The following is a 24591-nucleotide window of genomic DNA, read 5'->3' as shown; positions in this document are numbered from 1 at the left end:
TGGCAGCCTTTGACCCATAGTTCGGAACATCGGAACTAACGGAGCGTCGTTCAAGACCCCATATGGACGAAATATGAGACCCCTGTTTCACCCTGCTATCGAAGACGTGCGTCCAGAGGCGATCCTGCACGCGCTCGCCGATCCGAGCCGCGCGGCCATCTTCGCCAAAATCATGCAGGCGGGCTGTGTCGAGGCTTGTTCAGCCGTCTCGGCCGTTGGGGACCGGGTCATCCCAAAATCCTCGTTGTCCAACCACTTTAAGGTTCTGCGCGAGGCCGGTTTGATCCGCAGCGAACGTCACGGCGTCGAGGTGCGCAACCATTCCCGCTGGATCGAGGTGGAGGCACGCTTTCCCGGTCTGCTGGCAGGGATCATCAATGCCTATGCTTCAGACGTCGGCCCCGACTTGCGTGCTGCGGAGACGAGCACTTATCGATAAGGACGCGACCTAGGTCCGCTTCCGAGAATGCTCCAATCCACCGACGGCGACCGACTTGAGTCGGATGCGGAACGTCCGCATCTGCTCGCCCTCACCTCAGCGGTCTTGATTCGGGTGTCTTCTCGTCTCGTCGGCATAGGCCGGCGAGGAGATCGACGATGGGACACTCTGCATACGATCCGGCCACAAAAGGTCGGCAGCCCTGGAACGCGGGCCGCAAGCTCGGCGCCAAACGTGCCCTCAAACCTCAGCAGGTCTGGGCCATCCGGTTCTGGCTCGACCGCGAACGGCGGGTGCGTGACCGCGCGATGTTCGACCTTGCCATCGATAGCAAGCTGCGAGGCTGCGACATCTTCAAGCTCAAGATCGGCGATCTCATCAGTGGTGGTCGCGTCCGCACACGAGCCATCGTTACTCAGCGCAAAACCGGCCGACCGGTACAGTTCGAGCTCCTCGAACCAGCCCGCAGCAGCATCCTGGCATGGCTGGAGGCCAGGGGTGGAACGCTCGACGACTATGCCTTCCCGAGCCGGCTCGACGGCGTCACGCACATCAGCACGAGGCAGTATGCGCGCTTGGTCGATGAGTGGGTCTCGGGTATCGGGCTTCGAAAAGAGGACTATGGGACACATTCCCTGCGGCGAACGAAGGCGTCGTTGATCTACAAGCGGACCGGCAACCTGCGTGCTGTGCAAATTTTACTGGGCCACACGAAAATCGAGAGCACAGTCAGGTACCTCGGCGTCGATGTCGAGGATGCGCTTACGCTTGCGGAAGGGACTGAGATTTGAGCCTCCGGCCCCTCGGCTTCAGGGTCGAGGAGCTTTAAAACCGGCCGGGCAGCAGTGCGCCCATCCCGGCCACCCAAGCGCTCTTCTTCCGTCCTCCAGAGCGGACGTCCCGATTTCCTCGGGCGTTCAATGAATCAGGCCAGCGCTCGTCGACGCACAGGCCGTCGGGAATGTTGGTGCTACCTTCCTCTGCCGAGCCATGCCTACGCAGCTCGGCATCAGGACAAACGCGAGCGTCTGCCGAGATCCGGCCAACTCATGCAATGCGAGAGTAGCGACGCTCGAGACGGCTTTCCCCGCGATGGCAGATAGGCCGGGCTGTCAGGACGCGCTTGCCTCCGCCGAAGCAAGGAAAGTCCGCACGGTCTTGCACAGAAAGGTGGCACCGGCCGGGTTTGTCGAGCGATTGCCGGCGCGGTGGCTCCAGAGGCTCGGGATCGGCCGCAGGCCGGCATCGTGCAGGTGCGGCCGATCGTGGGTGAACGATCGCCGTTGAAACGTAGCAGTTGACCGGCTCTGTCTGTCCATTGCGGCGGCATCGATCAGACATTCTCGCTGCTTTCCGAGCTCGCAGACCGGTTTTCATATCGAGTGGTGCGCTATTTCCGCGAACGAGGGTGCGGTTTGGCAGCCAACTTGCTTGAGCGAATGCCCGACGGCTGCGGCCGCACAATCCGGTGCTTCGACAATCGCCCTTCCTCGGCACGCGCCTGACTACCTCATCGACTCTCGCGGAGCTCGTATGCCTCAGCCCTGGTCGCCCCTGCTCCATCGGCGCTCGATCCTGAGAGGAATGACCGGCCTATCGGTCGGCGCGCTATGGGCGCCCACCGCCGCGCGCGCCGCAGGACTGAAGACCGTCCGCTTCAGCGAGGCCGTCCACAACCTTGGCTACATCAACCTCTACGTCGGGATTCACGCCGGCATCTTCGAGAAGAACGGCCTCGCCCTGCAGGTGAGCGCCGCCGGCGGCGACACGCAAACCTTCGCGGCCGTGCTGGGGGGCTCGGCGGATTTCGCCATCGGCGACCCCACGATGGTGGTGATCTCGCGCGAGAATGGCGGCCCCGGGATGGTGGTCGGCACCGTCGTTCAGCGGGCCCACTACTTCGCGGTCTCGAAGACGGTCGATTCCTTCACAGACCCGAAGGGCTTCAAGGGCAAGCGGATCGCCACCTCGCCGGAGCCCAACACCAACTTCAGCGTGACCAAGCGCCTCATCGAGAGCAACGGGATGAAGCTCGGCGTCGACGCGACGATCGTGCCGGTGAGCCCCGGAACCGAGATCGCCGCCATGCTCGCCGGCGCGGCCGACATCGCGGTCGCGTACCAGCCCGGCGTCGCTCAGGCGGTGGCGCAGGGTGCAAAGATCGTGTTCGATTTCTCGAACTACGTCGGGCCCTTCTGCAATACCGGGATCATGGTGCTGCCCGGAACGATCCAGAAGGATTCCTCGACCGTGCAGGCCCTGGTGACAGCCTTCGAGGAGGCCGGGCGCAGAACCTACAGCGATCCCGATTACGCCAAGAAGGTCGCGCGGCTGGAATTTCCGGACCTTCCGGGCGACGTCGTGGACGCTGCCATCGATGCCGAGCTGAAGTATAAGATCCCGGCCTCCAGCGTCGTGACCGAGAAGGACGCCTGGGAAAGCCTGATGGGCATGCAAAAATATCTCGGGAATATCAAAGGCACGCTCACGTTCGATCAAGTCGTCGACAATACGTTCGCCGACAAGGCCGCGAAACGCGCCGGCTGACCGGCGCCCCCGTGTCCGAAGGTACTCTGCAAGCGGCGGCCCGCCCCTGGTCTCCCGTGCCTCCGCTCTCCGTCGAGCATCTCGCCAAGGCGTATCGGACGGGCGGTCGCATCCTGCCAGTCGTCGGCGATCTCACCTTCGCACTCGCCCGCGGAGAGATCGTCGCGATCGTGGGCCCCTCGGGCTGCGGGAAGACCACGCTCCTCAACGCCGTCTGCGGTCTGACGCCGGCCGATTCGGGTCGTATCCTCTGGAGCGGCGTGCCCCTCGACCGGCGCGGTCGCACCCCCAGCGGGATCGGCTACATGCTGCAGAAGGATCTTCTGCTACCCTGGCGCACAGCCCTCGACAACGTGAAGCTCGGCACCGAACTGCGCGGGATGCCGCGCGGGCAAGCCGACGAGCGGGCGCGCGCGCTCCTCGACCAGCTCGGTCTGCACGGGTTTGCCGGGGCCTATCCCGCGACCCTGTCGGGCGGCATGCGCCAGCGCGTGGCGCTCGCCCGCACCCTGATCAACGATCCGGACGTCCTGCTGTTCGACGAGCCCTTCGCGGCGCTCGACTTCCAGACGAAGCTCCTGATCGAGGCCGACACGGTGCGGCTCGTGCGCGACGGGGCCAAGTCCGCGCTCCTGATCACGCACGACATCGAGGAAGCCGTCTCGATCGCCGACCGCGTCCTCGTGCTGAGCGGGCGGCCGACCGCCGTCAAGGCTAGCTACACGATCGACCTCGACTGTGCGCCCGATGACATGATCGGGGCCCGGGAGAGTGCCGGTTTCGGCGATTACGTCCGCCAGATCTGGGCTGATCTCGACATCCCACGCTCCGCGCTCGGCCGCGCCGGTCTTGGCATCAGCCGTGCTGCAGCGAGGCCCTGAGATGTCGGACGTTGTTACCGGACGGGCAACCACCATGGCTGGAACGAGCCAGGATGCCCCGCTGCGCGACACTGCGCGCCTGCGCTCGGGCGCGCTCGTCCTGATCGTTCAGATCGCGCTTCTCGGGGGCCTGCTGGGGGTCTGGGAGTGGCAGACGCACCAGAGCCCGCAAGCGTCCTTCCTGTTCGGCTCACCCTCCGCGGTCGGCCGGTTCCTCTGGCAGGGTCTCACCGACGGCACGCTCATGCGCGACGCGGGCGTCACGGCCCTCGAGACCGGGCTCGGATTCCTCATCGGCAACGTCGTCGGCACGCTCGCCGGCCTGTCGCTCTGGTACTCGACCTTCGTGTCGCGGGTCGTCCAGCCCTTCATCGTCGCGATCGGCTCGATCCCGATCATCGCGCTCGCCCCGATCATCATCATCTGGTTCGGCACGGGGCTCGCCTCGAAGGTCGCGATGTCGACGCTCTCGGTCGTCGTGGTCGCCCTCGTGACCTCCTACAAGGGCGCGCTCGGCGTCGACCCGGACCAGATCAACCTCCTGCGGACCCTCGGCGCGCGGAAGCCGCAGATCTTCGCCAAGCTCGTCGTGCCGTCGAGCCTCGCCGATATCTTCGCCGGCCTGAAGCTCACCGTCGGGTTCGCGCTGATCGGTGCCATCGTCGGTGAGTTCATGTCGTCGTCCGTGGGCCTGGGCCACGCCATCTTCCAGGCGGGATCCCTCTACGCGATCCCGAAGGTCTTCGCCGCGCTGGTCGGCACGATCGCGCTGGCCCTCGTCCTGACCTTCCTGGTCGGCCGAGCTGAGCGGGCGCTCATGCCCTGGCGGGATCGCCTCTGACCCACGCCCCCCTCGACACCAACGCCATCGCCATCGGGAGCCCTACGTGACGCAGCGCATCAGCAAACAGGGAACGATCAAGTACGCCCTCTCGGGTGACGAGCCCTTCGTCGCGACGATCGCACCGGGCGAGATCGTCACGGTCGAATGCGTGATCAACATCGGTGACGGCGTCATCAAGGAACTCGGGCAGAACCTGACCGAGGCCGACGTCACCTTCCCGTTCGTGAATGGGGCGACGGGCCCGATCGAAGTCGCGGGCGCGAAGCCGGGCGACATGCTGAAGGTCGAGATCCTCGACATGGAGCTCGGCCAGCGCGGTTACAGCTCCCTCTGGCCCGGGCACGGCATGTTCCCGGACTGGGTGCGCCGCAAGGAATGGGGCATCCGGACCAAGGTCGTCGACGTGCACGACGGCCATGTGATTTGGAATGACCGGCTCCGGCTGCCGGTGAAGCCGATGGCCGGCGTCATCGGCGTCGCGCCGGTCCACGGCGCGGTCCTGACGGTCGACAACGGCACGCATGGCGGCAACCTCGACGTTCAGGAGGTCACCACCGGCAACACCGTGATGCTGCGGGTCGAAAAGCCCGGCGCGCATTTCTTCATCGGCGATTGCCACGCGCTCCAGGGCGACGGCGAAGCCGTCGGCATGGGGGCGATTGAGATCGGCGCGAACGTGACCCTGCGGGTGAGCCTCGTGCCCGCACCGGTGCGGCTCGGCCACCCGCGGATCGAGACGCCTACGCATCTCTGCACGCTCGGCTGCGCCCGCCCGCTCGAGGATGCGATGCGCATTGCCTTCGCCGACATGATCTACTGGCTCGCCGACGAGTGGAACATCCCTGAGCCGGAGGGTTACCTGCTGCTCGCGCAGATCGCCGAGGCGCGCTGCACGCAGATGGTCAATCCGAAATACACGTACATCTGCAAGGTGCCGAAGGCGATCCTCGCGGCATTCCAATGACTTGAGCCGCCGACCTGCCGTCCGATGATCGGCCGGGTACGAACGGCTGAGCCGCACGGTTCATCGTGCCCGCTGTGCGGCTCCGGGGCCGCGCAGCGGAGCGTCGGCCCCGGACAGAGATGTGCAGAATATCTATCCGGTTCTCGGAGGCGACGGACTGCATCTACAAAAATATTTCCTCCATCATGCGGGATTATCGGTGCTTCCTTCGAAAGCCTGCATGGCATGCGTATTGCTCACCGACGGGAAGTTTCAGGAGTCCTCTGGCTTGTCCCGCACGTTTGACGTCACTGATCTCTCCCGCCGCACGATTCTCGCGCTTCCCATCGGCCTCGCAGCAGCGGCAAGCGGCGCGCGCGCCGCCGAGCCGAAACGCGGGGGGACGATGGTGATGATCGTCCATCCGGAGCCCTCGACCCTGGCGCATTACGCGGTCTCGGCGGGGAACATCCCGCCGATCGCCACGCAGGTCTACGAGGGGCTGTGCACCTACGACTGGGATCAGAGCCCGCAGCCGAACTTGGCGAAGTCCTGGGAGATCGCGCCCGACGGCAAGACCATCACCTTCAAACTTCAGGAGGGCGTGACCTTCCACAACGGCAAGCCGTTCACCAGCGCCGACGTGCAGTACTCCTTCATGGAGATCCTGAAGAAGTACAATCCGATCGCGCCGGTCATGCTCGCGGAGCTGGTGGCGGTCGATACGCCGGACCCGATGACCGCAATCCTGCGGCTGGCCAATCCGGCGCCCTACATCATGAAGGCGCTCTCCGGGCGGGACCTGCCGATCCTGTGCCGCTCGGTGTTCGAGGGTACGGACGTCCTCCAGAACCCCAGCGCCAACAAGCCGGTTGGCACCGGCCCGTTCAAGTTCGTGAGCTGGGAGCGCGGACAGTTCGTGCGCCTGGACCGCAACGAGCATTACTGGAAGCCCGGCCTGCCGTACCTCAACCGGATCGTCGCCCGGTTCATCCCGGACGCGGCCACGCGCTCGGCGGCCATGGAGGCGGGCGAGGCGCATTTCGCCGGGTACAGCGCGGTCAATTACGCCGACCTCGGGCGGATGAAGACCAACCCGATCCTCGATCTCACGACCAAGGGCTACGAGATGACGCCGGCCCAGAGCGTCCTCGAGCTGAACGGCCGTCACCCGCATCTCCAGAAGAAGGAGGTGCGCCAAGCGATCGCCTACGCCATCGACCGCAAGGTCATCCTCAAGGACGTGATGTTCGGCTACGGCCTGCCCGCCACCGGCCCGCTCAGCCGCAAGTTCGCGGCTGCCGGTCTCTACACCGACGACGTGCGCCAGTACGACGTGCCGGACCGGCTGGACATCGCCAACAAGCTGCTCGATCAGGCCGGCGCCCCGCGCGGCGCGGACGGGACCCGCTTCGCCCTGCACCTGGAGGTGAATTCCTTCGGCGAGCAGTGGCTGCGGCAGGCCGAGTACCTGAAGCAGGCGCTCGCCATCGTGGGCATCGCCGTGACGCTCCGCTCGGAGGACACCGCGACCTGGCTGCGGCGCGTCTACACGAACTACGATTACGACCTGAATGAGCCGTTCCTCAGCCAGGGCGTCGACCCGGTCTACGGGCTGAACAAGCAGTTCCTCACCAGTCAGATCCGCAAGGGCGTGACCTTCGTCAACGACACCTTCTACAGCAATCCCGAGGTCGATCGCATGCTCGGCGCGGGCGCGCGCGAGCCGGATGCGGAGAAGCGCGCCGCGCTCTACAAGAAGGTCCAGCAGATCCTGGCGGAGGACAGCCCGATGATCTGGCTCATCGACGTGCAATACGTCAGCGTCTTCAACCGGCGCCTCAAGGACCACACGACCGGCCCCCTGGGAACCCAGCAAGCCTTCGAGCGGGCCTGGATGGACAAGTAGTCCCGTGCGGCTCGCGCGTTTCCTTGGTTACCGGCTGCTGCTGGCGATCCCGGTGGTGCTCGGCATCGTCGTGCTCAACTTCTTCCTGATCCACCTCGCGCCCGGCGATGCAGCCTCCGTGCTGGCCGGCGAGAGCGGGGCGGCGAGCCCCGAATACATGGAGCAGCTGCGCCACAAATTCGGCCTCGACCAGCCGCTTGCCACGCAGTTCGGCGTCTACCTGCTGAACATGCTTCACCTCGATCTCGGCTACTCGTTCCGCAACGACAGCCCGGTGGGAAGCCTGATCGTCGACCGGCTCTGGCCCACCGGGCTGCTGATGCTGACCGCCTTCGCGGCCGCGTTGCTGATCGGCACGCTGCTGGGCCTCGTGGCCGCGACCGGGCGCAATTCCTGGCGCGACGCGGTCATCTCCCTCGTCAGCCTTGTGGCCTACGCGACGCCGGGCTTCTGGCTCGGGCTGATGATGATCGTGGTCTTCGCCATCCGTCTCGGCTGGCTGCCCACCAGCGGCTACGACACGGTCGGCGCCGACAACGAGGGCTGGGACGAGGTCTGGGACGTCGGCCGCCACCTCGTCATGCCGGCGGTGGCGCTCGCGCTGTTCTACCTCGCGGTCTACGCGCGGGTGATGCGCGCCTCCGTGCTGGAGCAGGTCGGCATGGACTACGTCACCACCGCCCGCGCCAAGGGCCAGACCGAGGCAAGGGTGATGACCGGGCACGTCCTGCGCAACGCGCTGCTGCCAGTGGTCACCATGGCGGGCGTGCAGGCCGGCAACCTGATCGGCGGCTCGATCGTGGTCGAGACGGTGTTCGGCTGGCCCGGGGTCGGCACGCTGGCCTTCAACGCGCTCCAGTCGCGCGACCTCAATCTGCTCCTCGGCATCTTCTTCGTCTCGGCCTGCCTCGTCGTGGTGATCAACCTCGCCGTCGACCTCGTCTACGTCTGCCTTGATCCGCGGATGGAGCTCTAGCGATGCGCACGGGCTTGGCGCGGTTCGCGCGCAACCGCCTCGCGCTCGCGGGGGCAATGGTGCTCCTCGGGCTGGTCGCCCTCGTGGCGCTCACGCCGCTCCTCTATCCCGGCGATCCGTTCGGCCTCGTCGGCCCCGCCCTCCAGCCGCCGGGCGGGCAATTTCTGCTTGGCACCGACACGCTGGGCCGGGACGTGGCCGCCGAGATCGCGTACGGCGCCCGCACCTCCCTGATCATCGGCCTCAGCGCCACCGGGGCGGCGATCCTGCTCGGGACCCTGATCGGCGGGCTCGCCGGCTACTACCGGGGCGGCGTCGAGGTCGCGCTGATGCGGCTCACGGAGTTCTTCCAGACGATCCCCGCCTTCGTGCTGGCGATCTTGATCGTGGCGATCCTGTCGCCGTCGCTCTTCAGCGAGGTCGTGGCCATCGTGGCCGTCTCCTGGCCGGGCATCGCCCGGCTCGTGCGCGGGGAGTTCGTGGCGCTCGGCGGCCGCGAGTTCGTGCTGGCCTGCGACGGCCTGGGGGCGGGCGACGCGCGCATCGTCTTCCGCCACATGCTGCCGAACTGCACCTCGGCGATCATCGCGGTCGGCACGCTGCTGATCGGCACGGCGATCCTGATCGAGGCGGGGCTCGCCTTCCTCGGCCTCGGCGATCCCAACGTCATGAGCTGGGGCCTGATCATCAGCTCGGGCCGGGCGGTCCTCCGGTCGGCCTGGTGGATCTGCACGTTCCCCGGGCTGGCGATCCTGCTGACCGTCCTCGCGATCAACCTCGTCGGGGACGGCCTGAACGAGGTCCTAAACCCGAGGCTCCGAGAGCGATGAGCGACGCCGTCCTCAAGATCGAGACGTTGACGATCACGCTGCCGCCCGGCGCGGACCGGCCGAATGCCGTCACCGATCTGGATCTCGTCCTGCGCCCCGGCGCGGTCACCTGCCTGATCGGGGAGAGCGGATCGGGCAAGTCGATGGTGGCCCGCGCGATCCTCGGGCTGCTCCCGGGGCCGCGGGTGCGCGTCGCGGGCGGGCGCATCCTGTTCGAGGGCGCGGACCTCGCGGCGATCCCGCCGCGTCAGATGCGCAAAGTCCGGGGCGCGCGCATCGCGATGATCTTCCAGGAGCCCATGACGGCCCTGAACCCGCTCCACACGATCGGGCGGCAGATCGACGAGGTCCTGCGCATCCACACGACGCTCGGGCGCGCGGATCGCCGGGCGCGCATCCTCGCGCTCCTCGCGAGCGTCCACCTCCCGGACCCGATCCGGCTGCTGCGCTCCTACCCGCACCAGCTCTCGGGCGGCCAGCGCCAGCGGGCGATGATCGCCATGGCGCTGGCGCTGAACCCGCGGCTGCTCATCGCCGACGAACCGACCACGGCGCTCGACGTCACCACGCAGGCGCAGATCCTCTCCCTGATCCGCGACCTGCAGCGCGAGCACGGCACGAGCGTCCTGTTCATCACGCACGATTTCGGCGTCGTGGCCGACATCGCCGACACGGTGGCAGTCTTGCAGAAGGGCGTCTTGGTCGAGCAGGGGCCCGCGGCCTCGGTCCTCGGGGCGCCGAAGCATCCCTACACGCACGCGCTCATCGCCGCCGTGCCGAAGCTCGCGCCGCCGCCCCGCCGGGCCGCCAGCACCGCCCCTCTGGTGGTGGAGGCCAAGAGAGTCGAAAAGACCTACGGCGCCCGCGGCCTGTTCGGGGGCCGCGTCACCCGAGCCCTCGACGGCGTGGACGTTCTGCTTAGGCGGGGCGAGACCCTGGGCCTCGTTGGCGAGAGCGGCTCGGGCAAGAGCACGCTGGCGCGGGCGATCACCCGCCTGATGCCGGTCGATGGCGGCGAAATTCTGCTTGCCGGACACAGCGTCGCCGAGCTGAGCCGCCGCCAGATGCGCCCGCACCGCCGGCGCGTGCAGATGGTGTTCCAAGACCCGTACGGCTCCCTCGATCCGCGCCAGCGCGTGGTCGACATCGTCGCCGAGGGGCCGATCATCCATGGCACCGAGCCCGGGATCGCACGGGTCCAGGCGTGCGAGATGCTGGCGCTGGTCGGTCTCGATCCCACGGCGGTGCAGCGCTACCCGCACGAGTTCAGCGGTGGCCAGCGCCAGCGGATCGGCATCGCCCGGGCGCTCGCCATGAAGCCCGAGATCCTGGTGGCCGACGAGCCGGTCTCGGCCCTGGACGTCTCCGTCCAGGCGCAGGTCCTGGCGCTGCTCGCCGACATCAAGGCGCGGCTGCACCTCAGCATGCTGTTCGTGACCCACGATCTCCGGGTCGCGCTGCAGGTCTGCGACCGGATCGCGGTGATGCGGTCCGGTCAGGTGGTCGAGGTTGCGCCCACGGCCGAGATCTTCTTCGCGCCGAAGCACCCCTACACCAAGGCGCTGTTCGCCGCCGTGCCCGGCGCCCAATGGCAGGAACCGATCCCCACATGACGACCGCGCGGCCCCTCTCGACAGACCCGTTCCTGCCCGGGCCGCGCCTCCGCGTCGCCGGATCCGCGACGGGGCCGCTCGCCGGCCTCACCTTCGCCGTCAAGGACCTGATCGACGTCGCGGATACTCCCACGGGGGGCGGAAACCCGGACTGGCCGCGCGTCTACCCGACGCCGGCCCGCCATGCCGGCGTGGTGCAGACGCTGCTCGATGCGGGCGCCTCGGTCGTTGGCAAGACCGTCACCGATGAGGTCTCGCTGGGGATCCTCGGCGAGAACGCCCACGACGGCACGCCGCTCAATCCCGCGATGCCAGACCGGGTGCCCGGCGGCTCGTCCAGCGGCTCGGCCTCCGCGGTCGCCGCGGGCGCCTGCGACTTCGCCCTGGGCACGGATACCGGCGGGTCCGTGCGCGTGCCGGCGAGCCTCTGCGGCCTCTACGGCATCCGGCCGACGCACGGCCGTGTCGACTTTTCCGGGATCTGCGTTCAGGCGCCGAGTTCGGATACCTGCGGCTGGTTCGCTCGGGACGCGGCGACCTTCGCGCGGGTCGGCGAGGTCCTGCTCGGCCAAGGGATGCCGGACCGTCTGCCGCGCACGCTGCTGGTGGCCGCCGACGCGCTCGGCTTCGCCGACGCGGCGGTCCAGGAGGCGCTGGCGCCGCAGATCGACCGCTTGGCCGCCCTGGTCGGCAATCGCCGCGACGTAACCCTGGCGCCGCAGGGCCTGTCCGTCTGGCAGCGGGCGCAGCGCGTCCTGCAGAGCAGCGAGGCGTGGCGAACCTTCGAGCCCTGGCTCGATGCCTGCAATCCGCGCTTGGCCTTCTCGGTCGCCCGCTCGCTGATCCAGGGCTCGATGATGACCGACGCTGAGCGCAGCGCCGCGAGCCTGATGCGGATCGAGGCCCGGGCCCGCCTCGCCCGGCTTCTGCCCCCCGGCACGATCCTGTGCCTCCCGACCACGCCGTTCCCGGCGCCCCTGCGGGGGTTGCCGCTCGGCGCGCTGCATCTACTGCGTGAGCGCATCGCCTGCCTGACGAGCCACGGCGGCCTCACCGGCGTCCCGCAGGTCAATCTGCCGGGCGCACAGGTCGACGGCGCTCCGATCGGCCTGTCGATCCTCGGTGCGCGTGGAACCGACCTCGACCTGATCCGTACCGCCGTCGCCCTGGAGGCCTGAATGGACGTGACTGTGAACCGCCCCGAGGTCGTGGCCGAGATCACCGCCCTGTTCGAGCGCTACGAGCGGGCACTCGTCGAGAAGGATGTCGCCGTGCTCGACGAGACCTTCTGGGACAGTCCGCACACGATCCGCTACGCCCTCCATGAGAATTGCTACGGCTTTGCCGAAGTCCACGCCGCACGCGTCGCAGCCGATCCGCCGCCGGGCGGGACCAAGGAGGCGCGGATCCGGCTGGAGATCCTGACGCTCGGGAACGACTTCGCTACGGTCAATCTGGAGTTCAAGCCGCGCGGCAAGCCTGGCATCGGGCGTCAGAGCCAGACCTGGATGCGCCTACCCGACCGCGGTTGGAAGGTGGTGTCAGCTCACGTGTCGATCATGCCGGCTGCAGATTGCTCATAGGCGCGTAGGCGGGCTGCTTTCCTGTCAGTTTTTCTCCGAAGCAGCCATTCCGCTTTCGGCCATAATCGGTCATTTGGGATCGCGCCATCTGCCGTGAGAAACGCTCGCGGTGATCGCCTCTCAGAGTTGGGGCAAGATTCCGATCGACCATTGCGCCGGCAACAATAGCTATGAACTAAAATCTGTTTGACAGGCTTATTGCGGCAATTGGTATAGTCGCCGTCATGAAAATAATTTTTCCGATACAAATAAATCTCGTGCTGATCCATGGGATCATTTTTACCGCGTAGTCGAACCAGCGCTTGCCCTCGCTCCGGCCACCTTTCTAAACCACCTAGAAGCCCATCAAAAATCAAACGGTATTTCGCAAGCAGTCGCGACTTACGACAGCGCTCCGATCTTCGACTGGATGATGAGCCTCGTGCCGCTCCAGGGCATCTCCGATCAGATTGCATCCCGCTACGCCGAACAGCATGGCGGGGTGACAAACGCCGAAATCCAGGGGGCCTTGTCGGTACCTCAGGGTTGCTCGCGCCTCACGAGCTACTGGCATTTCGCTGAGTGCAGGTATCGCAAGGTAGGCCGGACCTGCGCCGAACCGGATCACATCAGTTCCTGCCCTTTACCCCTTCCGAGGCTGAGGAAGGGATCGCTTAATCAGGCAGCCTACAGCCTCGCCCTGTTCATTCGCGATGTCTGCGGCGGCGACCTCGTCAGTTGGATCGATGCGCGTCTCGCCGAGGCCGATCCCGACCCGGGGGCACCCGAGCGTGGTCCGCTCATGCGAGAGGCCGTTCTCGATCCCCTCCGGGAAGTCTACGGCATAGGACCGAAGCTTTGGGCGATGATGCTGGCCGACCTCCTGCTCGGCGCCGACCCGAACCGGGAACGCTGGGTGACGGCCGGATCATGGATGATCGCCGTCGACTCATTGGTTCATAATTTCCTGCGTCGGACTGGCACCCTGGCCCGCTTCGACGCCGAACACGCCTTCGGGCCAGCTTGTACCGCGTCTGGCGGCTGTGCGGAGATCATCGAAGGCTTGGCCTGCCAGATCGATGCCCGGGCCTACAACCCAGACTTCCCAGCGACCTTCCCGCGTTTTGTTCAAGCGGCACTGTGGGGCTTTTGCGCGGAGGCTGGCTGGGACATCTGCAACGGCAATCGCATCAACGATCAGGTCGGCTGTCAGCATCAGCAGTGCCCAGCTTTTGAGGTCTGCGACCGTCGCCAAAACTGACGGGCGAAAGTGCGCCGTTGCTCAATAAGTTGACAACAAGATTAAATACCTATATATGCTTTGACGGGCGGTGCAAAGGTGCCCAAAGCCCGAGGTCATGATGATTCGACCGCCGCCCACTCAGAAGCGACCACATCGCCAACAGCGGTCACGGTGTGCATTGAGACTCACCCACCCATCCACACTGAGCAAGGGGTCCCATCCGGGGCCCCTTTCGCATTTCAGGAGCTTGCCATGATCGCCATCGTCACCAGGGCCGAAGACCAGTCGCAGAATCTCGACCCAGCGAGGGGCACCGAAATCGACATCAAGGCGGAAACCCCGGCTACCAAGCCCACACCCGCGCTGATCGTGTTCGGCGCTGATAAGGACGGAAAACCGCACGCCTCCTGGTTCGCCGAGCCCGACGCTGCCCTCGCAATGAAGGCCACCGGGGTGATGAACATGTGGACCCTGCCGCTCAGTACCGAGGCGCATCGAACCTTTGCGGCAGAGCTTCCTCAGGGCCGGGTGTTCGCCTCGGGTCGGGCCTTCGTGCCTTTCGTCAAAAAGGGCGTGTACGACCGCTTGAGTGCCTTGGCTGGGCCTGCCGAGGCACAGTCAACAGCGGCAGGCAAAACCGTTGCGCAGGGGCCAACTACGGCGACGGGCGATGTAGGCGACCAAACCTCCACGGTGACCGCAACCGGCGAAGCCCGATATCCGCGGAGCTGGGCCGGCGTCGCAATCGGCAGCTTGGTGTTGATCTCTGAAGGCGAGCAGGACGGCTGGTACGAGGCAGAGGTGATCGAGGCCAAGGCCGGCGGGATCTACACCCTGCGCTGGCGCGACTGGCCGGACCTGCCCCTCCTCGTGCGCCGGCGCGAGCACATGGCCCTGTTGCACCCAAACACCGCCGCGATCGAAGCGACCTGAGGGGATCTGCTATGAGCACCCAGATCCGTAACGCTGGGTCGAACCCCGCGGCGGCTGACCCCGTCGCGCGGGTGCGGACCCTGAACGATGCCTTCCGGCGCAGATTCGCAGAAGGGCAGGTCGTCGAAACCCCGGGGGTGGTCGAGCTGCGCGAGGCCGACCGCATCGCCTTGTTGCTGGCGGTTCGGCGCTTCGATCGCTTCGACGCCGACAATGATCCTCACGGCGAGCACGATTTCGGCGCGGTCGAGGTCGGGGGCGAGCGGTTCTTCTGGAAGATCGACGCCTACGATCGGGCGCTGCTCGGTCATTCGCCGGACCCAACCGATCCTGCGGTGACGACCCGCGTGCTCACCGTCATGCTGGTTGAGGAGTATTGAAGTGGCTGGCGGGCGCAAGCTACCAGCCCCCGCCATCCCGACCCGCGGCCCCTGGCTGGTACGCGGCACGGCCGAAACGGACGCCGCCCCGGCGGAACTCATGCTCGGCGTCGAGCCTGCGACGGCCGGGCACGCGGGCGGCTGGCTCTACGTCATCCGTCGGAACCGCCCTGTCGGACCCGGCGGCTGCCCCCTACAAATCGCGACCGGGATCCAGTGGCTCGCCGACGCCTGGCTGAGCGGCATCAGGCGAGTAACCCGAACTGACGGGCCAGCAGCACCATCGTCTCCATGATCATATGGGCGCATAGGTGCGCGGCCATGTCGTTCACGTCCTGAGGCGGGCTGACGGTGTTGAAGTCGACCGCGACGATGCGAAGGTCGGTGAGGCTGCGTAGGAGTTCGATCCCCTCCCGTGCAGTCAGGCCGCCCCAACTCGGCGTGCACACGCCTGGAGCAACTGACGGGTCGAACACGTCCATGTCCCAACAAAGATAGACCGGACGTCCGCCCACGGCTTGGCGGAACTCCGCGATGGTCTGCTCGAAGCCGCGCCGCAGCAACGTTTCAGTCGTGATCACCCGGAAACCGAGATGGTCGGCGTGGTCGAGGACGCCGTCGCGAAAGGTGAAGCCGCGGATGCCGACATGCCAGGATAGGGCAGCGTCGACGAGACCTTCCTCGGCCGCGTTCGTGAACTGGGTCGCGGCGTTGTAGCGGTCCTCCGGGACGTAAGGGTAGGCGTCTGTGTGACTGTCGATGTGCAACGCCACGAGACCCGGATACTGGCGAGCGGCTGCCCGCATCAGCGCGAGCGAGACCGACCCGTCGCCGCCGATGCCGACTGGGACCGCACCGGTCTCGAGTATCGCGGCCGCCGCGGCCTCAATTCGCGGCAAGGCATCCTCGATGCGGCCCGGCGTCAGGATCGCATCGCCACAATCGACGGCGCCGAGCAGTGTCAGCACGTCAGCATCAGCCAATGCCGGGTGATATCGGCGGATTAAGCCTGACTGGCGCCGCACGTGGGTCGGACCCTGTCGGGCACCAACGCGGAAGGGGTGGGTGCCGCAGTCGAACGGAGCGCCGAGGATTGCGGCGCGGCAGCCCGGGCCGGGTAGGCCAGCCGGCAGTCCCATGAAGGTTTCGGGGCGGTGGAACAGCGGCTCTGTCATGGCGCGTCCTGAAGCAGGTCGAAGGCTGTCAGCGCATGGACCCGTGCGACTTGGTCGAGTTCGCTGATGAGGACGAACTCGTCTGGGCCGCCCATACCGTTGGGGGTGGGGCCGTAGACGACGGTCGGTAGGCCGGCCATCCGGAACCAACGGGCATCGGATCCCCCGACCCGCATGTTCACGGCGACCTCGCCGCCGGTCACCACGCGAGCTGCCTCTGCGCAGGCCTGCACCAGGGGATGCGTGGGATCAGTGTGGTTAGGGGCGAACCGGCGCAGGATCCGGTGGGTCAGGCCCGGTCCGTCCAGGGCACGGGCGAGGGCTTCCTCCACCACGTCAATCGACAGGCCCACCGGAATGCGGATGTCGAGCGCGGCGGTGGCGCGGGCGGGGACGAGGTTCGGCGAGGTGCCCCCGGCGATCTGGCCAATATTCACGGTCAGGCTACCGAGAACCTCCGCCTCGCCTGCTCCGGCCAGTGGCTCCGAGATCGGCTTCGATGCTGCGATGGCTTCGCTCACCGCCGGCGGAGGCTCCGGCCGCAGATCGCATAGGCCTGCAAGACGGTCGAGAGCGGCCCGTAAGCGATCGATGGCGTTGTCGCCGCGATGCACGTGCGCGCCGTGCGCCGGGCGACCCGAGGCCTCAACCTCGACCCAGAGAAACCCTTTCTCCCCGAAGCGCAGCACCTGCGGTGAGCCAGCATCGCCGATTAAGACGGCATCGCCCGTTGCCCAGACCACGTTGTCCATCAACCAGCGGGTGCCGAGAGGACCCATGGTCTCCTCGTCGCCGCCGAGAGTCAGGACGAGCTCGCCGCGCCAATGTGAGCGGACCTTCGCGAGCGCCGAGAAGGCCAGGATCGCCGCGGCAATGCCGCCCTTCATGTCGGACGCGCCGCGACCGTAGAGCCTGTCTCCATCGAGAGCGCCAAAAGGATTGACCGTCCAATCTTCCGATGGGCCTACGGGATAGGTGTCGAGGTGTCCGTTGAAGATCACGCGCCGGCCTGCCCCGCTGCCGTGAATGCGGGCGGCAAGGTTGACGATACCGGGTGCCGCCTCATGAAGGACGACCTCCGCATCCGGAACGTGTTCGCTGAGGATTGCCGCAGCGACTTCGGCTGCTTCCTTCGTTGAGCCGGGTGGATTCGGCGAAGCGGCCCGGACTAAACGGAGAGCGAGTTCGGCGACCTCCGCTGGTCGGCTCTGTGCGAGCCGGCTCCGGATCTCGGCAGCCGTCAGGTTCTCGGCATTGGACAGATCTTCAACGACGGGCAAGACGGCGCTCCCAGATGCGGATCGACTGCGTCAGCGGCCAGCAGATCGCGAAATAAACCACCCCGATGAATGTGAAAATTTCTAGAGGTCGGAAAGTGCTGGAGGATAATTCCATTCCCCGTCGCGTTACCTCGCCAACGGAAATAACTGAAGCGAGTGAGGAATACTTGATCAACTGCACGAAGTTGGCAGCAAGCGGAGGCAGAATCAGGCGCACGGCCTGGGGCAGGACGATACGAACGAAGGCCTGCCCGCGGGTCAGCCCGAGCACCTGCGCTGCCTCACGATGTCCGACAGGGACGGCTTGGATGCCCGCTCGGAAAACCTCCGCAATGAAGGCGGATGAGTAGATCGATAGCCCGACGATGCTGGCGGTGAAGGCGTCCAGCCGGATGCCGAGCAGCATCGGCAGCACGTAGTAGACCCAGAGAAGCTGGACCAGGATCGGGGTGTTGCGGATCACCTCGCCGAAGACATAGGCAACTGCACGCGCTGGCCACAGCCGCGACGCAGACATCGACGCGATCACAAGTCCGCCGAAGGTCGCGAAGACGAGAGTCAGTGCAGAGATGAGCAGCGTCATCCCAACGCCAGACATCAGGAAATCGATGTTGGCGGGGATGACGTCCCAGCGGAACTGGTAAGCTCCCATCACGGCGCTACGATCGGCCCGAGCCCATTGCGCTCCGCGGCCTTGGCGAGGCGCCCGTCGAGCTTGATCGTTTCGACGAACAAGTTGACGTAGTTCAGCCAGATCTGGTCACCTTGAGGCACCACATAGGCGTAGGGCGTAACGGCCAGCTTCTCGGGCGGAGTGAGGAAATCGGTCCCGAACTCCTTCTTCATCTTCAGCGCGGTTGGGAAGTCCGACATGATGACGTCGGCACGGTTAGACATCAGCTCCGCTTGCACCGTTGCCGGTGCGGTGACAGCGGTAAGTGCTGCGTTCTTTAGGTAGCCCCGCATAAACGGCTCGATGTAGCTGCCGAGTGTCACCGCGACGGTGGCGCCCTTCTTGTCGATGTCGCTCCACTGCTTAATCGAGCCACCTGGCCTGATGACGGCGTATATGTTCGTGACAAGATAGGGCCTGCTGAACGCAACCGCCTGCGCCCGCTTCATGGTTGCGCCGACGCCAAACATGCCGATTTCGCACTTATTGGCTTGAAGATCGGCAGTGAAGGTTCCGAATGAAGTTTCGACATATTCGAGATCTACGCCGAGATCTTTGGCGAATTCCTTCGAAAGGTCGGCGTCTATCCCCTCCAGCTGGCCAGTTTGCGGATTGCGCATCGTGATCGCGTAGTAAAGCGGCCAGACGCATACGCGCAGCTTGTGCGCCTTTGTGACCTGATAGAGCCGAGACTCCATCTGCTGTGCCTGTGCTGCGCCGCCGGAGAAGGCGAAGAGTCCAGCAGCTACCAAAGCCTTGAACCGTCTCATCGATCTCTCCTCGTTCCAGGTCAGTCTTCGAGTTGCGCAAGGAAGCGCTGGGCCCGTTCGCTTGAAGGCGTCGCGAAGAAGCGCGCAGGAGGCGCCTCCTCGACGATCCGCCCCCGATCCATGAAGATAATCCTGTCCGCGACGCGGCGGGCGAAGCCCATCTCGTGGGTCACGACCATCATCGTCATGCCCTCCTCGGCGAGGGCTTGCATAACGACCAGCACCTCGCGGCGGAGTTCGGGATCGAGAGCGCTCGTCGGCTCATCGAACAACAGGACTGCGGGCCGCATCGCCAGCGCTCGCGCGATCGCGACACGCTGCTGCTGACCGCCCGAGAGGCGGGTTGGGTAAACGTCGCGCTTATCCGCCAATCCGACTTTGGCCAGGAGCGCCTCAGCCTGCGCGACCGCTTTGTCCCGTGGAACGCCGCGGGCGCGCATGGGCGCCTCGATGATGTTGGCAAGCACGCTCATGTGCGGCCACAGGTTGAACTGCTGGAAGACCATGCCGATGTCGGCGCGCACGCCCCAAGCCGACTGCCGGATCTTGGCTGATGGCTGTGGTGCGCCGACGATCTGGTCGCGCATGACGATGCGGCCACCCTGCGGCTCTTCGAGCAGTGCTAGGCAGCGAAGCAAGGTCGTTTTTCCGGACCCGCTCGGACCGATGACGCAGACGACCTCGCCCTCTCGCAGGCCCACGTCGACCCCGTTCAGGACGGGGTTCGTGCCGTAGGCCTTTGTCAGGGCCTCGGCCGCAAGAATCATGCCTGGCATCCTCAACTCCATGGCCCAGCATCAGCAATGATTATGCCAGAATTCGAAAACCAGCAACGGCTGACAAAAAAGCCTTTGCCGCTATCGGCTTGATCCCATAAATATGGCTTATGGATACCAGGCAAATTCAGATCTTTGTGGCCGTGCTTGAGAGCGGCTCGATGACAGCAGCGGCTCGATCGCTCGGCGTGACCCAGCCTGCTGTGTCGGCAGCATTGGCTCAGCTCGAACGTCACGTTGGCTTCCGCCTGTTCGAGCGCGAAGGACGGCAGATCGTGCCAACCTCGGAGGCGCTACTGCTGCATCAGGAAGCAATGCATGCGTTGGCCGGCTTGTCTCGGCTTGATGAGGCTGCTGCCGGCATCCAGGCAGCGACGCGCGGACATCTGACTATCGCAACGAACCCAGGGCCTGGCATCGCATGGTTGCCACAGATTCTCGCAGAGTTCCGAAGCACCCGCCCTGGGGTTACGGTCCGCTTCTTGACCCGCAGCTCGCGTGAGGTACGCGACCTAGTCGCGACGCGCGCTTTTGACCTGGGCATCGCCGAGGCGCCGTTCGATCGGACGGATGCCGTCGTGCATCGCTATCGATTCGATTGTGTTGCCGTGCTTCGCGCCGATCATCCACTCGCGATTGAGGGGCAGCTGACACCGGCCCTGCTCGACGACCAACCGCTGATCTGCTTACTACCTGGGCACGGGACCACGATGCCAATCGCTCGCGCCTTCGAGGCCGCCGGCGCCCATGCGAACGTCGTTGCTGAGTGCGAGTTCTATGCGACCGCTCTAAACCTTGTCCTGCATGGGGCTGGGATCTGCCTTTCCGACCCGATCAGCGCAGCACAGGCTGCCCAAGGGCGGCCCGACCTCGTAATCCGGCCATTCCTCCCGATTATTCCTTATGAGGTCGGCGTTTTGCGGCCCTCGCGAGGGGGCACGTCTCGTCTCGCCGAACAGTTTATTGAGGCTCTAGACCGATTTGTATTGCCTCGCCTTGGGGCGCGGTGACGTGCTGATTAGGTCTCCGATCATCGTCGGCTTGACGGTACGCGGCGATGTTCGAGGGACGGCAGCCGGTTCCAGCGGCGTTCGCGGGCGTCTGCGGGCCTGTTCGCGATGATCGACGCGCACTACCCCGAAGATGCCGGCAAATTCGCGAAGTGGCAGAAAGCGGTCCAAGATCCGGCGCTGGTCCGCGGCCTCGCCCCGGCCCTGTAACCGCAGCGGTGCAGGATGACGCGGAGCACCTCGCCCACCTAAGCGCGGCCCGGTATCTCGCTGGCCCGGACACGGCGCTCAACGCTCGCCTGTTCCTGTGGCATGCCCTGGGACTGAACCAGTACTTCGTCGGCGATGGCTGGTCCACCGACCCGCTCACGATGGAACGCGTCGAGGAGTACTTGACCGGCAACGTTCCTCTCGCGACCGTGGCCGAACACCGACTAATCGACCTGCATGTCGTTGCATAATCGGAGCGTCAGGTGCTGTAGACCGCGCCCTGCCTACCGCAACGTTCGCAGGTGTCACTTCAGGGCCTAGGTCTGAACGGGCCGTTGTCACATTGCCCGGTTCGAGCCCACATGTGACGGTCGGCGACGTACCGAATGTGACGTAGCCCCAGGGTATACCCTATAGAAATAACTAGGGAGGAATTTTCGCGCCAAGCTACACGCATGATCAAGAGTCCTTTTCGACCAATCCGGAACATCTGGTGCATCGCGCCGGGCTACATATACATTCTGTCTTTTGATTACTTCAGCACTCGAATCGTTGAGCAGAGAAAACTGTTCGAGGAACGCATCAACGTCGAAGCGCTGCAATCCAAAAAATGCAATCAGTTCGCAGGCTCGAGCTTCAGCGAGCGAACTTCCAACCCTCTCCCTCTACTTTCCCGAACCTGAATAGATACAGGAACTCCCGGTGCGAGGTCTGCTCTCAAATCGTGCGCCACTCTTCGTGGAATATAAACATCCTCACCCGAGCCAGCGATAGTCACAAAACCGAAGCCCTTAGTTTCGTCGTAAAATTTTACGACGCCCTTTGCATTTGTTTCGCCGATCCCTCGATCTCCGGGAATTTCGACCGAGTGGAGCATAACAGCTTGGAGCCTACCCTCTTTGCCGGGGCCAACATCGCAGATAACAATCGAATTTTCCTCAGGGACATCGAGGAAGCGTTCCCGGAATAGTCGAGCCGATAAAAATATGTCTTCACCACTCACAATATCAGTTGCGAAACCGTAGCCTTTGCCAGCGTCAAACCATTTTACTTTCGCACGAACAGAGTCGCGTGTCTCTGCGCCGATCGTGGTGCCTTGGCTTGATCTATTGCGACTTGCCTCCGAACTTGATTCAACCCATCGCGCGACCAAATCAGTTCTCAGTTGTGTTTGTCCGGCAAACATAGAGTCTGCGGGTATATTCAAGAAAACTTTGTCATCCTGAACGCAATGTTTTATGAATATGCCGCACACATTTCGCCACTCATCCCCCTTCATGCTGCTATTTTTAATCGAACGGAGGGCATCAACAACAGCATGAGATCTGATTGGCGTCGCAAATGCCATGTGAGCAACATAAACTTCGTCGCGGAGAGCCATTTCATAATGCATCCGCCCCGCATGTGTGACAGCAAATCTTTGCTGTTCATTGACGTGCCGGTCGTCGGCATCGAACGGCTCTATAAGGCCGTCAGCAAGTGCTCGCTCAAGGCAATCCCTGACGGCGTCGTCTAGTGCTAGCATTGCGCTGAAGTAGCTAGCAATTTGGTCATACGCCGCAAATCCAAGATTTGTGTTGCTTCCTTCTTCTCCAGCTTTGTCAATCAAGAGCTTGATCAAACTTAGTGTGAGAAGAGGACTCGAGGGGAAGTCGGCCGATGTTTCAAATACGTCTCTAATATATCCATGCTTCGATACGTCGAATTGATTATAGTCACCTGAAATTAAAGCCTGCATAAACTTTCTATGTTTTATAGTTACATGCGGCTTCTCTCTTTTCAAATAAGATCCGACAAGCTCGTCTATACTAAGGTACGGGGAAGTGATAATATTTCGAGAAAGTTCCAATCCTTTGCTCAAGTTATGATTAGTCAGCCAGCCAATGCGCCTTGAAATGAAATCCTCATTTACAAAGATCTCCTCCATACAAGCAGCGAAAGCATTTATATCTTTTAATTTTAGATGTATGCCTTTGTCGAGGAAATAGCGTTCTTTGCCCTTATGTTTAGAGCTTCGATCTTTTAGGTAATCAATCCTTTTAGTCAGCACCTCTCTCGTGGACGGTGTTGGAAGATAAAATATCCTAGTCTGATTAAGCCGAAATGGTCCTTCGCGTGACAGTCTCCAAATCGTTTTATCGGAAATCGGGAATATTATGAGACAAACAGGTATTTTCCTTTTTATTGTTTGAGACCATTCGTACACAACTTCCTGAAATGCCACTGAGCGGGAATCTGAATTATCAAAAACAAGAACTGGAACCTTCTTTCGGTTTTTTGCTACATTTTCGAGCATGTGAATAACATAGGTGATCGGATCGTCCCTCAAACTTTCGTCAAGAAATTCTCCAAATTTTACCTTGAATGCTGACTTGTCTGTCTCGTAAAGAGTTTTATGCTGCCCCTCACTCCAGCGCTTATATTCGTCAAAGTACAATCCCAGAAGATCATCATACTTCGGATAACCATCTGAGAACATTTGAGCTTCGAGGAGCTTTTTTGTAACAGAGGTTAGATCGCTCGCCGCCGTTGATGGGTTATCAATAATTTTCGATAGGTCAATTCGTACGATCAAACATTTCTCTTTCAACGAACGATCGAGAATGTCTTCAAAAAACCTATTAATAAATGTGCTCTTCCCTGAACCTTCCCCTCCTGCTATCAAAATCGTACTGCTTCTTCCGGACTCCACAGTTGCGTCAATATGGTCGGCGATTTGCTGCCCTGTATCGGTAGCAATCTGGATCACAGTTGATGAAATCGAACTAATCATTTTTTGCATCGCAAGGTCCGCTGTACGGCTCTCGCGAGTTTCGACGAAGCAGTGCCGCCGAAGGTCTGGATCATCGTGTCCTGCTAGATCACTGAAAAAGCTCGTTAGAATAGGATCTAGATCCTGTGCCAGCTCGCTTTTACGGAGTAGTTTTGCATCTTGCGCCTTGTTTGCGCTGATCAATGGCTCGAAAGATTTGGCAGATACTCCGTCTATTTTTGCAAAATGCGTTCGATAGAGCTTTTTTGACAATCCTTCCTTCGAGAAGAGATCATAAAACGCAGCAAACTCCGTCTCTATCGAATCAAGATTAGGAAATACGATGGCCTTGTATTCACGGTAGGATTTTCCGCCAGATCGGAAGGCGATGAAGGCAATCCATACCTCGCCTGTCGTTAGTGCGGCGAAGTCTACACCGTGCTCAATACAATAAGATACAGCTTGAGAAAATCCGCTACTTGCTGATTTCAGCGCAGGTCCCGATATAACATAACTTCCGTACCGTTTATCCACGGTGTCAACCAATATTTTTCCGACGCGCTTAGCCTCAACTACGAAAGTCGCCGTACCACCTATGTGAAGTAGATAGTCAGTGTAGCCGGCTGTTGTGTGTGGCTCCATCTTGAAATCAGACCGATCCCAGCCAAGTGCCTCAACTAGGAAGCGATCGATCATTCGGAATCGTGCATCAGCCTCTGTTTCAATCGTTGCAAGCTGTGATCGAACGTCGCTTATCAGCGATCGAGCGTGGCCATAAAATGCATCGACGTTCATAGCAGGATCGCTACCTAAGGGTCGGCGTGGGCGCGACCGTTCCGCATATA

General features: G+C 63.3%; 23 protein-coding genes. 17 read left to right on the top strand and 6 right to left on the bottom strand.

Going from position 1 to position 24591, the window contains the following annotated elements; translation table 11 throughout:
* Window positions 1-73: 73 nt before the first annotated feature.
* The 15 genes from AKJ13_RS03405 to AKJ13_RS03335 all read left to right on the top strand — a co-directional run bounded on the left by AKJ13_RS03405 (window position 74) and on the right by AKJ13_RS03335 (window position 15100).
* Window positions 74-439 (top strand): helix-turn-helix domain-containing protein, encoded by a 366-nt coding sequence (locus AKJ13_RS03405; protein ID WP_050732077.1) that lies wholly within the window; start codon window positions 74-76, stop codon window positions 437-439.
* Window positions 440-597: 158 nt separating this feature from the next.
* Window positions 598-1230 carry a tyrosine-type recombinase/integrase gene (locus AKJ13_RS03400; protein ID WP_050732076.1) on the top strand — a complete coding sequence of 211 codons (633 nt, stop codon included), beginning with the start codon at window positions 598-600 and terminating at the stop codon, window positions 1228-1230.
* A gap of 793 nt (window positions 1231-2023) precedes the next feature.
* Window positions 2024-2986: an ABC transporter substrate-binding protein gene (locus tag AKJ13_RS03395; RefSeq protein ID WP_244471498.1), complete on the top strand. Its 963-nt coding sequence runs from the start codon at window positions 2024-2026 to the stop codon at window positions 2984-2986.
* Window positions 2987-2997: 11 nt separating this feature from the next.
* Complete coding sequence (locus tag AKJ13_RS03390; protein ID WP_244471497.1) at window positions 2998-3867, top strand: ABC transporter ATP-binding protein; 870 nt, start codon at window positions 2998-3000, stop codon at window positions 3865-3867.
* 34 nt (window positions 3868-3901) lie between these two features.
* Window positions 3902-4708: an ABC transporter permease gene (locus AKJ13_RS03385; RefSeq protein WP_050732074.1), complete on the top strand. Its 807-nt coding sequence runs from the start codon at window positions 3902-3904 to the stop codon at window positions 4706-4708.
* A 46-nt stretch (window positions 4709-4754) separates the two neighbouring features.
* Window positions 4755-5675 carry an acetamidase/formamidase family protein gene (locus AKJ13_RS03380; RefSeq protein ID WP_050732073.1) on the top strand — a complete coding sequence of 307 codons (921 nt, stop codon included), beginning with the start codon at window positions 4755-4757 and terminating at the stop codon, window positions 5673-5675.
* 391 nt (window positions 5676-6066) lie between these two features.
* Window positions 6067-7563: an ABC transporter substrate-binding protein gene (locus tag AKJ13_RS03375; protein WP_160320591.1), complete on the top strand. Its 1497-nt coding sequence runs from the start codon at window positions 6067-6069 to the stop codon at window positions 7561-7563.
* A 4-nt stretch (window positions 7564-7567) separates the two neighbouring features.
* Window positions 7568-8539, top strand: coding sequence for an ABC transporter permease (locus AKJ13_RS03370; RefSeq protein ID WP_050732071.1), 972 nt, complete (start codon window positions 7568-7570; stop codon window positions 8537-8539).
* A gap of 2 nt (window positions 8540-8541) precedes the next feature.
* Window positions 8542-9369 (top strand): ABC transporter permease, encoded by an 828-nt coding sequence (locus AKJ13_RS03365; RefSeq protein WP_050732070.1) that lies wholly within the window; start codon window positions 8542-8544, stop codon window positions 9367-9369.
* Entirely contained in the window at window positions 9366-10982 is a 1617-nt protein-coding gene (locus tag AKJ13_RS03360) for an ABC transporter ATP-binding protein (protein WP_050732069.1), read from the top strand. The genes AKJ13_RS03365 and AKJ13_RS03360 overlap by 4 nt, the downstream gene beginning before the upstream one ends.
* Window positions 10979-12160 (top strand): amidase, encoded by a 1182-nt coding sequence (locus tag AKJ13_RS03355; RefSeq protein ID WP_050732068.1) that lies wholly within the window; start codon window positions 10979-10981, stop codon window positions 12158-12160. Before AKJ13_RS03360 ends, AKJ13_RS03355 begins: the two co-directional genes overlap by 4 nt.
* On the top strand, window positions 12161-12565 hold the full coding sequence (gene hpxZ / locus AKJ13_RS03350; RefSeq protein WP_348270929.1) for an oxalurate catabolism protein HpxZ: 405 nt from the start codon (window positions 12161-12163) through the stop codon (window positions 12563-12565).
* A gap of 409 nt (window positions 12566-12974) precedes the next feature.
* Entirely contained in the window at window positions 12975-13805 is an 831-nt protein-coding gene (locus AKJ13_RS03345) for a hypothetical protein (RefSeq protein WP_200905575.1), read from the top strand.
* A gap of 234 nt (window positions 13806-14039) precedes the next feature.
* A complete protein-coding gene (locus AKJ13_RS03340) occupies window positions 14040-14720 on the top strand; it encodes a hypothetical protein (RefSeq protein WP_050732067.1) in 681 nt (226 codons plus the stop codon).
* Window positions 14721-14731: 11 nt separating this feature from the next.
* Window positions 14732-15100 (top strand): DUF3768 domain-containing protein, encoded by a 369-nt coding sequence (locus tag AKJ13_RS03335; RefSeq protein WP_050732066.1) that lies wholly within the window; start codon window positions 14732-14734, stop codon window positions 15098-15100.
* A gap of 245 nt (window positions 15101-15345) precedes the next feature.
* Here AKJ13_RS03335 and AKJ13_RS03330 read toward each other — a convergent pair whose 3' ends face one another.
* Genes AKJ13_RS03330 through AKJ13_RS03310 form a run of 5 tightly spaced genes read right to left on the bottom strand, consistent with a single transcriptional unit; the run spans window position 15346 to window position 19765 of the window.
* A complete protein-coding gene (locus tag AKJ13_RS03330) occupies window positions 15346-16275 on the bottom strand; it encodes an arginase family protein (protein WP_082316844.1) in 930 nt (309 codons plus the stop codon).
* Window positions 16272-17555: a M20/M25/M40 family metallo-hydrolase gene (locus AKJ13_RS03325; protein WP_244471496.1), complete on the bottom strand. Its 1284-nt coding sequence runs from the start codon at window positions 17553-17555 to the stop codon at window positions 16272-16274. Before AKJ13_RS03325 ends, AKJ13_RS03330 begins: the two co-directional genes overlap by 4 nt.
* Complete coding sequence (locus AKJ13_RS03320; protein ID WP_050732065.1) at window positions 17542-18207, bottom strand: amino acid ABC transporter permease; 666 nt, start codon at window positions 18205-18207, stop codon at window positions 17542-17544. The genes AKJ13_RS03325 and AKJ13_RS03320 overlap by 14 nt, the downstream gene beginning before the upstream one ends.
* On the bottom strand, window positions 18207-18998 hold the full coding sequence (locus AKJ13_RS03315; protein WP_050732064.1) for an ABC transporter substrate-binding protein: 792 nt from the start codon (window positions 18996-18998) through the stop codon (window positions 18207-18209). The genes AKJ13_RS03320 and AKJ13_RS03315 overlap by 1 nt, the downstream gene beginning before the upstream one ends.
* Window positions 18999-19018: 20 nt before the next feature.
* Window positions 19019-19765 (bottom strand): amino acid ABC transporter ATP-binding protein, encoded by a 747-nt coding sequence (locus AKJ13_RS03310; protein WP_280137097.1) that lies wholly within the window; start codon window positions 19763-19765, stop codon window positions 19019-19021.
* 119 nt (window positions 19766-19884) lie between these two features.
* On the opposite strand from AKJ13_RS03310, the gene AKJ13_RS30180 reads away from it, so the two are divergent.
* Window positions 19885-20784, top strand: coding sequence for a LysR family transcriptional regulator (locus AKJ13_RS30180; RefSeq protein WP_082316843.1), 900 nt, complete (start codon window positions 19885-19887; stop codon window positions 20782-20784).
* 218 nt (window positions 20785-21002) lie between these two features.
* Window positions 21003-21245, top strand: coding sequence for a hypothetical protein (locus AKJ13_RS03305; RefSeq protein ID WP_050732063.1), 243 nt, complete (start codon window positions 21003-21005; stop codon window positions 21243-21245).
* 365 nt (window positions 21246-21610) lie between these two features.
* Here the strand turns inward: AKJ13_RS03305 and AKJ13_RS31265 are convergent, their stop codons facing one another.
* Window positions 21611-24541, bottom strand: coding sequence for a hypothetical protein (locus tag AKJ13_RS31265; protein WP_144426172.1), 2931 nt, complete (start codon window positions 24539-24541; stop codon window positions 21611-21613).
* Window positions 24542-24591: the final 50 nt, after the last annotated feature.

It is taken from the genome of Methylobacterium sp. ARG-1, assembly GCF_001262595.1.
GTDB classification, from domain to species: Bacteria; Pseudomonadota; Alphaproteobacteria; order Rhizobiales; family Beijerinckiaceae; genus Methylobacterium; species Methylobacterium brachiatum.
The sequence above is the reverse complement of the archived record's forward strand: the minus strand, read 5'-3'. Positions and strand labels throughout refer to the sequence as shown.